We start from the raw sequence: 12,917 nt of genomic DNA on the forward strand, positions 1-12,917 counted from the left end.
GGCAGTAGGCGGCCCGATCGGCTACCGTGCCTCGGCCGGTCAGCGGGTGTGCAGCGGCCGGCCGTCGGCCTTGAGCAGGGTTTCTCCCAGCGCCTCCGAGAACGTGGGATGCGGATGGATCAGTCGGGCGGCCTCGCTCAGCGGGATCTCGTTGCCGACGATCTGCTCGGCCTCGGCGACGATCTCCGACACCTCCGGGCCGACCATGTGCACGCCCACGACGATCCGGGGGGAGTCGTCGCCGCGTCGGCGTGCGGAAACCAGGCAGATCGACCCGTTCTCCGCGGCCATCAGCGTGCGGGCGTTGCCCAGCATCGGGTAGATGGTCTCCGTCACGTCCTCGTAGTCGCCGCAGGCCTCGGCCTCCTCCCGGGTCAGGCCAACCGCGGCCGCCTCGGGCATGGAGAACACGACGCGGGGGATCGTGCGTTCCAGTACGGGCTTCGGATGCAGTCCGGCGATCGCCTCGGCCACGACGACGCCCTGTTCGAACGCCCGGTGGGCCAGCTCGTATCCGCCGGTGATGTCGCCCACTGCCCAGATGCCGGGCACGCTGGTACGGCCCAGTTCGTCGGTCGTCACGTAGCGGTGATCGTCGCGGGCGATGCCGACGGAGTCGAACCAGTTCGCGTCGGTGTTGGGATCGCGGCCGATCGCGACCAGGACGATCTGCGCGGCGACCGTCTCCTCCGTGGTCTTGTCGCCGTCGCCATGCCGGTAGTGGACGGTGGCGCCCAGATTGACCCCGGTGTCGATGCCGGTCACCGAGGATCGCGTGACGACGTTGACGCCGAACCGCTTGAGTTCGCGGGTCAGCGTGGAGCCGATGCGACGGTTCCACGCCGACAGCACGCTGGACTTGCGGGCCAGCAGCGTCACCTGACTGCCGGCGGCGGCCCACAGGGAGGCGAACTCCAGGGCCACGGCGCCGGAACCGATGACGACCACGCTTTGCGGGAATTCGTTGAGCTTGAGGGCGGCGTCCGAGTCGATGACCGACTGGGAGAACGCGATGCCGGGCAGCGGACGGGGCCGGGAGCCGGTGGCGATCACGACATGGCGGGCGGTGAACGAACGATCGGCGCCATCGGGATCGCGGACGGTCACGACATGCGCCGGGCCGTCGGGACGGGGTTCGCTTCCGGTGACACCAGCCTCGCCGTGGATCATCGTGACCTTGCGCGCGCGCAGCAGTCCGGAAAGCCCCTCGGTCATGGTGCGGACGGTGGAGTCCTTATATTCCCGCAGACGGCCGAAGTCGATGCCGTCGACGCTCATCATGATGCCGAAGCGGTCGGCCCGCTGCTCGTGATACATGGTGCGTGCGGCGTGGATCAGCGCCTTGGTGGGGATGCACCCGCGGTTGAGGCAGGTGCCGCCCGGCCGGTCGTCCCGCTCCACCACGGCCACGGCAAGGCCGAGCTGTGCGGCCCGCAAGGCCGTGGAATAGCCGCCGGGGCCTGATCCGACGACGATGACGTCGTAGTCGTAATCCTTGTGTTCCATATCACTCCTTGTATCGGGACTATCGGGACGGGCTCATATCGGCCGCACCATACAAAACGTCCGCATATCTGATCCGATTATCAGTATGCGGACGATTCCTTACGTTGATTGGGGGATTCCCCGAAGGCGCAACGGCCCCGGCCGGACGATCCCCGCAGACTGTCGGACCGTCAGTCCGGCCAGTCGCCGCGCTTCGGCGCGCGCGGACGGGGAATGCGCCAGCGACGCATCTGCATCGCACGGCTGACGGCATACCAGCCGGAACGCATGCCCTTGGCCACCGACTTCTCGCCGAACTTGGCGATCAGCTGCTTCTTCAGCTTGCGCCACATCACGAACGTGTCGATGATCGACAGGATGAAGTAGGCGTACATCACGATCATGATCGGCAGGTTGAACTGCGGGTACGCGGAGGTGATGAACATCGAAACGAACAGCATCACGATGACGAACGGCATCATCCACTCGGCCAGATTCCAGCGGGCGTCGACGAAATCACGGATGTACACGCGGAAGTCGAGACGCTCGGACTTCGGCATATGCTGCAGGTCGCCGGACTTCATCGCGGCGTATTCCTCATCCTGCTTGGCACGCATCTTCTGACGGGCGACCTTGTTGCTCGCCTTGCGGTCCTTGGGCACCAGCGGGCGCAGATTCGCGGCCTGGGCGTCCTTGCGCTTGGGGGTGGGGCGGTTCTTCTTGTCGCTCGGGGCGGCCGGCTGAGCGGCCTGCCCGGCTTCCTCTTCCTTCTTCTCAGAACGGTTGAACGGGTTCCATGTCATGCGAACAGGTTACGGTGACGCCTAGACTCTCTTAAGTTTCAGACAGTTAGGATTCCGAGGTCCCAAGGAGGGAACATGACGAATACGTCCGTGGACGAACTGCGCTCGCGCGTCGAAGCCGACTGGCAGCGCGTGGTCAAGGTGCTGGAAGACAAGATCGCCCTGAAGTCCGTCTCCGCCAACGGCATCACCGGCGAGCACATGAAGCGTTCCGCCGAATTCGTGGCCGACGTGCTCAAGGCCGAAGGCGTCGACGCCCGCGTGGTGCAGTCCGAGAACCCCGACGGCACGCCCGGCGCCTGGGAGGTCGTCGGCTCGCGCATCGTTGACCCGGCCGCCCGCACCGTGCTCCTCTACGCCCACCACGACGTGCAGCCCGTTCCCGACCCGTCCGAATGGGACACCGACCCGTTCGTCGCCACCACCAAGGACGACGGCCGTCTCTACGGACGCGGCGCTGCCGACGACGGCGGCGGCATCGCCATCCACTCCGGCGCCCTGCGCGCCCTGGGCGACGACCTCGGCGTGAACATCAAGGTGTTCATCGAGGGCGAGGAGGAGATGGGCTCTCCCAGCTTCATCCCGTTCATCGAAGCCCACAGGGACGAATTCGAATCCGACGTGATCATCGTGGCCGACTCCGGCAACTGGTCCGCCGAAATCCCCTCGCTCACCACCTCCCTGCGCGGCAACACCTGCGTGGACGTGACCGTGCGCGTGCTCGGCCACCCCGTGCACTCCGGCCAGTTCGGCGGCCCGATCCTCGACGCCAACACGCTCGCCGCCATGCTCATCGCCTCCATGTACGACGAAAACGGCAGCCTCGTGGTGCCCGGCGTCGCCTCCGAGGAGCCGATCGGCGGACTGCAGCGCGACCTCGACGAAGCCTCGCTGCGCGCCGACGCCGCCGTGGTTGACGGCTACCGTCTCGCCGGCACCGACTCGCTCGCCTCCCGCCTGTGGACCAAGCCGTCCGTCACCGTGATCGGCTTCGACTCTCACCCGGTCGACGGCTCATTCAACGTGATCGCCGACGCCGCCCGGTTCCGCCTCTCCATGCGCACCTCGCCGAACCAGAAGCCGGCCGAGGCGCAGCAGGCGCTCGCCGACTTCCTGAAGGCCCATGCGCCGTTCGGTGCCGAAGTCACCGTCGAGGCCGGCGAAAACGGTCAGGGCTGGGCCATGGATCCCGATTCCGTGGTGGTCAAGGACGCCGAGACCGCACTCGAGACGGCATTCGGCGTGGAGCCGGCCAACAAGGGCGAAGGCGGATCCATCCCGTTCATCCCCGAACTGCAGCGGCTCTTCCCCGGCGCGCAGGTGCTGGTCACCGGTCCGGAGGATCCGAAGGCCAACGCGCACAGCCCCAACGAGTCGATCGATCTGGCGAGCCTGAAGAAGAACATCCTCGCCGAGGCACTGCTGCTGCGCAGTCTCGCCGCCTGATCCCGTGACGGAGACGCCGGGACGGAAACGCCGTGGCGGATGAATCATAGTCAGACCCTCGTGTATCATCGCTGGTGACACGGGGGTCTTGTGATTTTCCACGGTTTGCGCCCGTAGGGCGGCGGCCGGGGGACCGCAGGACTGAGAGGAAGCACAGCTTCAACCGCATGAACGTATACCGGGTAATGCCGGCGCACGGACGTCGATACCTTCTCGTTCTCCCGTGCCTTTTAACGGATCGCAGACAGCATCCGTCCAGAGAGGAAAGGCACAGTTCCATGGCTGATACCACAACCAAGGTCAATCTCAAGTGGCGCGTCGTCGATATCGTCGTCGCCTCCATCATCGCGGTCGCATCCGGTGTGATCTTCGCCGGCTGGGATCTCATCTACAACATCCCGATCACGGCGCTCGACGCCCTGCTGCCCGGCTCCAACGGCCTCGTGGTCGCATTCTGGCTGTTCGCGGCACCGCTCGCCGCCATCATCGTGCGCAAGCCCGGCGCCGCCCTGTACGCCGAGCTGATCGCCGCCTGCATCGAATACATCGTGGGCGCCGGCGGTGTGTTCGGCATCAGCGGTTCGATCATCATCGGCCTGATCCAGGGTGTGTTCGCCGAACTCGCGTTCATCATCGTCCGCTACCGCAAGTGGAACCCGGCCGTCACCATGCTGTCCGGCGCGCTGTCCGCCTTCGGCAACTTCCTGTACACGTTCTCTCCGCTGGGCAGCCGTGTGGCCACCGACATCTTCAGCGTGTACGGCGTGAGCTACTTCTTCTCCACGCTGATCTCCGGCGCCCTGCTCGCCGGCCTGCTCATGTGGTACGTGCAGAAGGCCATCGCCTCCACCGGCGTGCTCGACCGCTTCGAATCCGGTCGCACCAAGACCGCGCTGGTCTGAGCATTCGGCTGAATCATCATGAAGGGCCGGTCGGTGGATGCCGGCCGGCCCGTTTGGCATACCGGTGTCTCGTTTTTCCGTAGGAGGCGTACGTCTTCCCGAGACATCGGACGATCGAAAGGGATCGGTCCGATCAGTGACTGAATCGAACATGGCGGCATCGGCCGCGCATAATGGGCAGACGGCTCATGGGCAGACGGCGGCGCGGTCCGCGGCACCGGCCGCCGACCCGGCATACGGCGTGACCGTTCCGGTCGGTGTGGAGGCGCACGACTGGGGCTGGCGGCATTCCACGCGCAAGGATTTTGCGCTGCGCCACGTGAACCTGAGCATCAAGCCGGGGGAGCGGGTGCTGCTGCTCGGCGCCTCGGGCGCGGGCAAGAGCACGTTCATGGCCGCCATGGCCGGCGTGCTGGGCAGTGACGACGAAGGCGTGCAGGAGGGATCGCTCACCATCGGCGGGCTGGACTCGCCGAAGGCACGCGGACGGGCCGGACTGGTCCTGCAGGATCCGGACGCGCAGATCATCCTCGAACGGGTGGGCGACGACGTGGCCTTCGGCTGCGAAAACCTCAACATCGACGTGGAGGAGACGTGGCGGCGAGTGCGCTCCTCCCTCGACATCGTGGGACTCAAATCGTTGGATCTGACGCATTCCACCCGTCATCTCTCCGGCGGCCAGCGGCAGCGGCTCGCCCTCGCCGGCGTGCTGGCCATGAGGCCCGGTCTGCTGCTGCTCGACGAACCGACCGCCAATCTCGACCCGCCCGGCGTGCATGAGGTGCACGACGCGGTGAAGCATGTGATCGAATCCACCGGGCAGACCATGGTGGTGGTGGAGCATCACATCGACGTATGGCTGGATCTGGTCGACCGCGTGGTGGTGCTCGGCGCCGCCGGCGACAGCCACGAAGGCGGGGTGCTGGCCGACGGCACGCCCGACGAGGTGTTCTCCACGATGGGCGACGTGCTTGCCGAAGGCGGATCATGGGTGCCCGGGCGTGCGATCCCCAGTTTTCCGCCGAAACGGGCGGAGAAGACGGAGAGTCCGGCGGCTCCGGACGCCGGTGCCGATACCGGTGCCGTCGATGCCGATCCCGTCGATCCCGACGAGGTGGTGCTCTCCACCCGCGATCTGTCCTTCGGGCGCAACGGCGTGGCCTTGGGCGAGCATGTGAACCTCGACTTCCGTCGCGGCAGCATCTACGCGCTTATGGGCCCGAACGGCGCCGGCAAGTCCACGCTGGCCCTCACCCTCGCCGGCCTGCTCAAGCCGGTCGCCGGACAGGTGCTCATCAACGAGCGGCTGGCCCCGAACCCGAAGTCGCGCGAGCCGATCCACTGGAAGAGCCGGCAGCTGCTCGGCCGCATCGGCATGGTGTTCCAGGAGCCGGAACACCAGTTCGCGGCCAACACCGTGCGCGACGAAGTGGCGATCGGCCCGAAATCCATGGGCAAGACGCAGGACGAGGCCTATGCCATCGCCGACGATCTGCTCGAACGGCTGCGACTGGCCCGATTCGCCCGCGGCAACCCGTATACGCTGTCCGGCGGCGAAAAGCGCCGTCTTTCCGTCGCATCCATGCTGGCCGCCGCGCCGCAGGTGCTGGTGATGGACGAGCCGACCTTCGGTCAGGACTTCCGCACCTGGACGCAGATGGTCGAACTGATCGCCGGCATCCGGGACCGTGGCTGCACGGTCATCATGGTCACGCACGACGAGGCATTGGTGCAGTCGCTTCAGGCCACGCCGATCCGATTCGGCGTGCGTCAGGATGCGGCCGAACCGGCGTCGCGAGCACCTCGAGCACAGGAGGAAACCCGATGAGCGAGAATCCGATGAGCGAGATCATCGTCACGCCGCCGTCCGCCCGGCACGAACAGGCTAAGCCGCCGTCGCAGTCCTGGTTCATCGCCCGGCTCAACCCGGTCAGCCGCTTCATCTGCCCGCTGATCATGAGCCTGCCGCTGTTCTCCACGCTCGACGTGGTCTCGGCCTCCACCCAGATCATCCTGTCGGTCGTGCTGCTGTGGATCGCCGGCATCAACCCGCTGGTCATCCTGCGCCGCACCTGGCCGGTGTGGATCGCCGCGATCGGTAGCTTCATCCCGATCCTGCTGTACGGCCGCACCAGCGGCGAGGTGTACTTCCGCTGGGCAGCCATCGTGGTGAGCGAAGGGTCGTTCCATCTGGCCATCGCCACGTTCCTGCGCGTGGTCGCCATCGCTGTGCCCAGCGTGATCTTCCTGCTGGGCATCGATCCCACCGATCTGGCCGACGGCCTCGTGCAGATCCTGCACCTGCCGTCCAAGTTCGTCTACGGCGCGCTGGCCGGCATCCGCATGTTCACCCTGCTGCAGGAGGACTGGCGCGCGCTCGGCCTGTCCCGTCGATCCCGCGGCATCGGCGACGGCAACCCCGTCTCCCGCGTGCTGTCGCAGGCGTTCGCGCTGCTCGTACTGTCGATCCGGCGAGCCACCAAGCTCGCCACCGCCATGGAGGCCCGCGGATTCGGCGCCTCCGACACGCGCACCTTCGCCCGTGCCTCCCGACTGCACCCGATCGACTGGGTGGGCTACGCGATCTCGATCGTGATCCCCGCCATCGCCGTGGGTCTCGCCGTGAAGACTGGGTATTGGAACCTGCCGATGATGTCGAACTGACCCGTCGGGGTCGAACCGATCCCGTCCGGGTCGCAATGAAAGGAAAGATCATCATGGTCAATCATGTCCCCGAAGCCCCGGCTTCGAAGAGCGGAGACTGGGCGTTTCTCGGCGCCGAGTCCGGCAGCGTGGCCGATCGGCTGTACCTGTCGGCCGCCGAGGAATGGAACCGGGCCATCAACTCGCGGTTCGTCAACGAACTGCTCGACGACACCTTGCCCGACAACGTGCTCGTCTCGTACCTGATCCAGGACTTCAAGTTCTTCAACCAGGGCATCATGGACCACGCCATCGCGCTCGCCCCACGCGAGGAGACCAAGGAGATGCTGCGCAAGCAGTCGAAGTTCTTCGCCGACGAGGAGGCCCCGTACTTCACCGACTTCCTCAAGGTCTACCACGTCACCGACGAGCAGTACGAGCACGCTCCGCAGACCCCGGCCAACAAGGAGTACTGCGACTACCTCGCCGAAGTGGTCAACGGCACGTGGGAGGAGCTCATCACCGCGCTGTGCTGCATGGAATGGCTGTACCTCGCGTGGGCCAAGCGCACCGTGGACGCCGGCGTGGTGCAGCAGGTGCCCGCCCACAAGGGCTGGGTCGATCTGCATGAGGGCGAGCTGTTCCGCGCATGGACCGGCCGCCTGATCGCGTTGGTGAACGAATACGCCAGCGTGGATGGCCCCGAGGCCGAGGTCTTCCGCCGCATCGTGCATCTCGAACGCCGCTTCTTCGAGGACGCCTACGATCTGGCGTGATCGGGCTGTCGGTTGGGCCTGACCGGGCTGGCGTAATCTACGACGTACCACGAATCGGACCGACCGGGTCATGACGGTCGGTCACGGGGCGGCGTCTTCCTCTGCGGGAGGCGCCGCCCTTTTTTCGTGGCAGGGAATGCGATATCGCGTTGTTCGGGGATTCCCTGCCACGAATCGGCGGCAGGGGAACGACGGAACCGGTGATTATGGCGTTCCGTGCCACGAATCCAAGGCACGGAATGACGATGATCCCGTCAACGGCATTTCCAATGAAGGACTGGACTGAGAGATACCATCAGCAACAGGTTTTTGGGAAAGGAGTCGATGGTGACTGCGGAAAATGGTGTGAAGCCCAATCTGAAGGACTCTCACATGAGGTGGATGAAGCCGATTCTGGACGCATTGAAAGAGCTGGGAGGAGAGGCGAGTCCAGCGGAAGTGAGAGAGCGAATCGCCGATGACCTTCATCTGACACAGGAGAAGCTTGCGGTTACGCGGGGAAAGACGAAAGCCAATAAATTCGGTAATGAGGTTGCTTTCGCGAGGAATGCTCTTGTTTTCGGAGGATACATCGATGGCAGCGAGCGTGGGATCTGGAAGCTGACTGATAGTGGTACCGATGTGACTATGACCGATGAGCTGGCCTCCTCACTTATCCGCGAGCAGGTGAGATATAACCGGGAACAACGAGCGAAGAGGACGACTACGGATAATGCACTTGGTGATAGTGGCGAGCCGGAAAAACGATACTGGTCCTATCGGGCTGGAACCGGGGCGGAAAAGTGGCAGGAATGTCTGAAGGGTTCGGTGATGATGTTCGGCTACGGCAAAATCGGAACGTTGACTCAGTACCGTAGTCAGAATGAAATCCAGCAGGCGCTGCAAGACGCTTATGAATGGGAGAACAAGCCGACGAACACCGCGCATGCGCTATGGGAATTCGTCAACGAGATAAATCCCGGTGACATGATCGTGGCGGTTGATGGGAAACGAAGGATTATCGGCATCGGCGAAGTGCAATCGGGCTATGAGCACTATGCGAGTGATACTGACGATTTCAATCATGCGAGGCAAGTCTCATGGACTGACATGAGCGATGAATATATCCTTTCTGAGGCGGAAAAGCAGTTTCATACGAAAATGCTGAATGAGATCACTTCGAATCTCGACATGGTCCGTCAGATCAATGATCTGCTTGACGACGGTACTGATGACACGAATGGAGACAATGTTTCATCCATGGTCGTAGATAGTCCATTGCCTGCATACACCCGAGAGGATTTTCTCAACGAGGTATATGTGGATGAACGCACCTACGACAATCTGGTGGCCGCCCTTGCCCGCAAGAAGAACATCATCCTCATGGGGGCTCCCGGCGTGGGCAAGACCTTCATGGCCAAGCGGCTCGCCTACTCCATCATGGGGGAGAAGGACTCCGAGCGGGTAGAGATGGTGCAGTTCCATCAAAACTATTCCTATGAGGATTTCATGCTTGGATATCGGCCGACGGACACCGGTTTCGAGCTCAAGTACGGTGTGTTCTACGAATTCTGCAAGAGAGCCGAGATCGACGAAGATCGTCCATATTACTTCATTATCGATGAGATCAACCGTGGAAATCTCAGCAAGATCTTCGGCGAACTGTTCATGCTCATGGAAAGCGATAAGCGTGGTCTTCGCCTCCAATTGCCGTATGCGGACGAACTGTTCTCCATTCCCCGTAACGTGTTCATCATCGGCATGATGAACACCGCCGACCGGAGCTTGGCGATGATCGACTATGCGCTTCGGCGCCGGTTCGCGTTCATCGAGTTGGAACCGGGTTTCGATACCGATGGCTTTGACGCGTATCGGCGTGCGTTGAACAGCGAACGATTCAATGGGCTTATCGCAGCAGTCAGAAACCTGAATCGCCGGATCGCCGAGGATGATTCCCTGGGCAAGGGTTTCAGGATCGGACACAGTTACTTCTGCGGATTGACGCCCGATACCGTGAACGAACAGACGCTGTCGGGCCTCGTCGAATATGAGCTGATTCCTCTGCTCGAGGAATACTGGTTCGACGAGCCTGAAATCGTGAAGGAGGAGGCGGACAAGCTGAGGAAGGCCATCCAATGACGACGTCGCCGGTCATTCCGATCCGGAACGTGTACTACATGCTGTCATACGCCTTTCGGGCCTTGCAGGAGCAGCAGTATCGGAAACTGGCCACGGAATCCTTCGACAACATCGCCGACCTATGCGCCGCCATTCTCATTCAGGGAATGGCGACGCAGATCAAGCGGGGTCTTTCGCGGGAATACGTGTCCCATGCCGACGAGCTGGACTCTCCCCGCGGGAAGATCGAAATCACCGAAAGCGTTCGCAAGGTCACGATGTCTCGGAAACGGCTCATATGTACGGTGGATGACTTCACCGTGGACTCTCAGGCGAATCGCATCATCAAATCGACCATGCTGATGCTGAGTCATGCCGATATCAGTCGGGATCGAAAGACGCGACTTCGCCAGTTGCTGGCTTGCCTGAATGATGTCCGACGGATCGATCTGCGGCGAACCGACTGGAACATACGTTACGACCGGAACAATCAGACGTATCGGATGCTGATCGGCATCTGCCATCTGACGGTCAGAGGCCTGCTGCAAAGCTCCCAACCGGGCAGGACGTTACTCATGGATTTCCTCGATGACCAGCAGATGTGCCGGATATACGAGAAGTTCCTGTTCGGCTATTACTCGCATGAATGGCGGGATCGGATCAACACCACCCATCATCGTATTCCATGGATGGTCGACGGTGGGGAAGACTCCTTGCTCCCCGTCATGCAGCCCGATGTGGTATTGAACGATGGGCGGGATGTGCTGATCATCGATGCGAAGTACTACACGCGGACGATGCAGCGGAACTTCGGTCGCTACAAGATGCATTCCGCGAACCTGTATCAGATGTTCACCTACGTGAAGAACAAGACGGCTCAGCTGGCGGCGGTCGGAGACACACGCGCCGTGTCCGGCATGTTGCTCTATGCGAAAACCGATGAGGAGCGCCAGCCGGACGGGGAATTCGACATGGGAGGCAATGTCATCGCCGTGCGGACGTTGGATCTGGATCAGGATTTTCCCGTCATCGCCGGTCAGCTCGACGACGTTGTTGCGCGGTATTTTCCCGATACGATGCCGTTGGCATGAGTGTGGCCGTGTGATGATGACAGCGTGCTCATGTACGGGAGTCGGATGACGGGAGGATCGAAGGCGATGATGATGCCGATCAGTCCAGTCCCTCATCAGGAATGACGTTGGCGGGATCATTAACCGGGTCAAAGTACGTTCCGACCGCCCAGAGCGGCACATTGGTGAGCCAATCCTGCTCGCGATAACCACGCATTGACGTGCGGTAGCCATGCAGTCCGGTGTCGTTGCAGAGCATTCGCAGGCTTTTGGCGTGCACGTTCTCTTCTGCCTTGACCTCCAGTGGCGCGGGTCGACTGTCGTATTGCACAACAAAATCCACTTCCGCCGTTCCCCTGCCGGAAGTCCAATAATAAGGATTCCGTCCTGTCGCGGTCAGCTGCTGGCATACGTACTGTTCGGTCATCGCCCCTTTGTATTCCTCAAATGCGGTGTTCGACAGCAGGACGTCACGTGCGCTGACGTCCATTGCGGCGCCGAGTAATCCAATGTCGTGCATATACAACTTGAAGGAGGAAAGATCCTCGTAATCCCGCAGAGGTAATTGTGTTTTGTCGACGCGGTATATGCGCTGGGCCAATCCGGAATCAACGATGAACTGAATCGCTGTTTCGTATTGTGTTCTGCGCGCACCCGGCGCGATGTGCCCGAACACGAATTTATGGTTCTCCCGCCCCAACTGAGAAGGAATAGAGCGAAACACCAGACGAACACGTTCCACATCGATTTCAGGGACATCGATCTTGTGCTTGGAGAAATCATTGTCATAATCGGAAAGCAGCGCCTGCTGGCGACGCCGGGCGACGGCATAATCATTGTTGCCGTCAAGGAATTCGCTGACCACCTGAGGCATGCCTCCGACGAAATAATAGCGCCTCAGCATTCGTTCGAGTCGATCGGAGAACCGTGAGGCTCGTTCGAAATCCAGAGATCGCACGATATTCGCCAGCGCGTCCTGACCGGACGCCTGGAGGAATTCTACAAACGTCATGGGATACATGTCGATGGAGTCGATCTTCCCCACGGGGAAGGATTCGCCCGCATGATAGGCAAGTCCCAGATACGATCCGGCTGAAACGATGTGCTGTTCCGGGACGTCTTCGGCGAACGCTTTCATGAGAGTCAACGCCTCGGGCACTTCCTGAATCTCATCAATGATGGTCAGAGTCTGCCCAGGAACGATCTTCACTCCGGTAAGTACCTCGATGTTCTCCAGTACTTGTCGCGCATCATACGCCGTGAACACGGATCGAGACGCCTCATCCATGAGATTGACGTATGCGCATGAGCGGTAAGCTGTTTCCCCCAACTTCTTCAGCACGTAGGTCTTGCCTACCTGTCGGGCACCGCAGAGGACCAAGGGCTTTCTGTGCTTGGAAGTGCGCCACACTTCGAGCTGCTTCATGACATCACGTTCCATGATTCCCCTCTCATACGACGATCATCCACTACATCACACGGGTATGATCTTAGGTCCCCAAAATCAGAGAATGCAAAAATTACGACGAATAATCAGACTTTTATGCAAAAATCCTAAGGAAGAAACCATCGGTTTGTGCAAAAATCACGACGAACAGAGAAATCATGATATGAAACTGGGTGGTGCCTCCCGCTAAATGAGGCACCACCCAGTTTTGCAGGAATCGTCGTTCCCTGCCGAGAAACAAGGGTCGC

General features: G+C 61.7%; 10 protein-coding genes. 7 read left to right on the top strand and 3 right to left on the bottom strand.

The features are described 5' to 3' along the window. Positions 1–39 precede the first annotated feature (39 nt). Positions 40–1,506 carry a dihydrolipoyl dehydrogenase gene (gene lpdA / locus CSQ87_RS05845; protein WP_100512942.1) on the bottom strand — a complete coding sequence of 489 codons (1,467 nt, stop codon included), beginning with the start codon at positions 1,504–1,506 and terminating at the stop codon, positions 40–42. A gap of 170 nt (positions 1,507–1,676) precedes the next feature. Then, the gene (locus CSQ87_RS05850; RefSeq protein ID WP_100512943.1) at positions 1,677–2,288 is read right to left on the bottom strand and encodes a DUF3043 domain-containing protein; all 612 of its coding nucleotides are present in this window, start codon (positions 2,286–2,288) and stop codon (positions 1,677–1,679) included. Between the two features lie 75 nt (positions 2,289–2,363). Here CSQ87_RS05850 and CSQ87_RS05855 point away from each other — a divergent pair, with 75 nt between their 5' ends. The 7 genes from CSQ87_RS05855 to mcrC all read left to right on the top strand — a co-directional run bounded on the left by CSQ87_RS05855 (position 2,364) and on the right by mcrC (position 11,243). Then, on the top strand, positions 2,364–3,734 hold the full coding sequence (locus CSQ87_RS05855) for a dipeptidase (protein ID WP_100512944.1): 1,371 nt from the start codon (positions 2,364–2,366) through the stop codon (positions 3,732–3,734). 278 nt (positions 3,735–4,012) lie between these two features. Beyond that, on the top strand, positions 4,013–4,636 hold the full coding sequence (locus tag CSQ87_RS05860) for an ECF transporter S component (protein ID WP_100512945.1): 624 nt from the start codon (positions 4,013–4,015) through the stop codon (positions 4,634–4,636). Between the two features lie 151 nt (positions 4,637–4,787). Continuing rightward, the gene (locus CSQ87_RS05865; RefSeq protein ID WP_165776773.1) at positions 4,788–6,464 is read left to right on the top strand and encodes an ABC transporter ATP-binding protein; all 1,677 of its coding nucleotides are present in this window, start codon (positions 4,788–4,790) and stop codon (positions 6,462–6,464) included. 11 nt (positions 6,465–6,475) lie between these two features. Next, positions 6,476–7,300, top strand: coding sequence for an energy-coupling factor transporter transmembrane component T family protein (locus tag CSQ87_RS05870; RefSeq protein WP_100513103.1), 825 nt, complete (start codon positions 6,476–6,478; stop codon positions 7,298–7,300). Positions 7,301–7,353: 53 nt separating this feature from the next. Further along, entirely contained in the window at positions 7,354–8,055 is a 702-nt protein-coding gene (locus CSQ87_RS05875; RefSeq protein ID WP_100512946.1) for a TenA family protein, read from the top strand. A 324-nt stretch (positions 8,056–8,379) separates the two neighbouring features. Then, a complete protein-coding gene (locus CSQ87_RS05880; RefSeq protein ID WP_100512947.1) occupies positions 8,380–10,173 on the top strand; it encodes an AAA family ATPase in 1,794 nt (597 codons plus the stop codon). Beyond that, positions 10,170–11,243 carry a 5-methylcytosine-specific restriction endonuclease system specificity protein McrC gene (gene mcrC, locus CSQ87_RS05885; RefSeq protein ID WP_100512948.1) on the top strand — a complete coding sequence of 358 codons (1,074 nt, stop codon included), beginning with the start codon at positions 10,170–10,172 and terminating at the stop codon, positions 11,241–11,243. Before CSQ87_RS05880 ends, mcrC begins: the two co-directional genes overlap by 4 nt. A 79-nt stretch (positions 11,244–11,322) precedes the next feature. On the opposite strand, the gene CSQ87_RS05890 is transcribed toward mcrC, so the two are convergent. Then, the gene (locus CSQ87_RS05890; RefSeq protein WP_165776759.1) at positions 11,323–12,648 is read right to left on the bottom strand and encodes an ATP-binding protein; all 1,326 of its coding nucleotides are present in this window, start codon (positions 12,646–12,648) and stop codon (positions 11,323–11,325) included. Positions 12,649–12,917 lie beyond the last annotated feature (269 nt).

Origin of the sequence: Bifidobacterium simiarum (genome assembly GCF_002802905.1) — a bacterium.
GTDB classification, from domain to species: Bacteria; Actinomycetota; Actinomycetes; order Actinomycetales; family Bifidobacteriaceae; genus Galliscardovia; species Galliscardovia simiarum.

Bases quoted from the DNA above. Each gene is read 5' to 3' on its own strand.
- lpdA (WP_100512942.1), bottom strand. From the start codon at position 1,506: ATGGAACACAAGGATTACGACTACGACGTCATCGTCGTCGGATCAGGC.
- CSQ87_RS05850 (WP_100512943.1), bottom strand. From the start codon at position 2,288: ATGACATGGAACCCGTTCAACCGTTCTGAGAAGAAGGAAGAGGAAGCC.
- CSQ87_RS05855 (WP_100512944.1), top strand. From the start codon at position 2,364: ATGACGAATACGTCCGTGGACGAACTGCGCTCGCGCGTCGAAGCCGAC.
- CSQ87_RS05860 (WP_100512945.1), top strand. From the start codon at position 4,013: ATGGCTGATACCACAACCAAGGTCAATCTCAAGTGGCGCGTCGTCGAT.
- CSQ87_RS05865 (WP_165776773.1), top strand. From the start codon at position 4,788: ATGGCGGCATCGGCCGCGCATAATGGGCAGACGGCTCATGGGCAGACG.
- CSQ87_RS05870 (WP_100513103.1), top strand. From the start codon at position 6,476: ATGAGCGAGATCATCGTCACGCCGCCGTCCGCCCGGCACGAACAGGCT.
- CSQ87_RS05875 (WP_100512946.1), top strand. From the start codon at position 7,354: ATGGTCAATCATGTCCCCGAAGCCCCGGCTTCGAAGAGCGGAGACTGG.
- CSQ87_RS05880 (WP_100512947.1), top strand. From the start codon at position 8,380: ATGGTGACTGCGGAAAATGGTGTGAAGCCCAATCTGAAGGACTCTCAC.
- mcrC (WP_100512948.1), top strand. From the start codon at position 10,170: ATGACGACGTCGCCGGTCATTCCGATCCGGAACGTGTACTACATGCTG.
- CSQ87_RS05890 (WP_165776759.1), bottom strand. From the start codon at position 12,648: ATGAAGCAGCTCGAAGTGTGGCGCACTTCCAAGCACAGAAAGCCCTTG.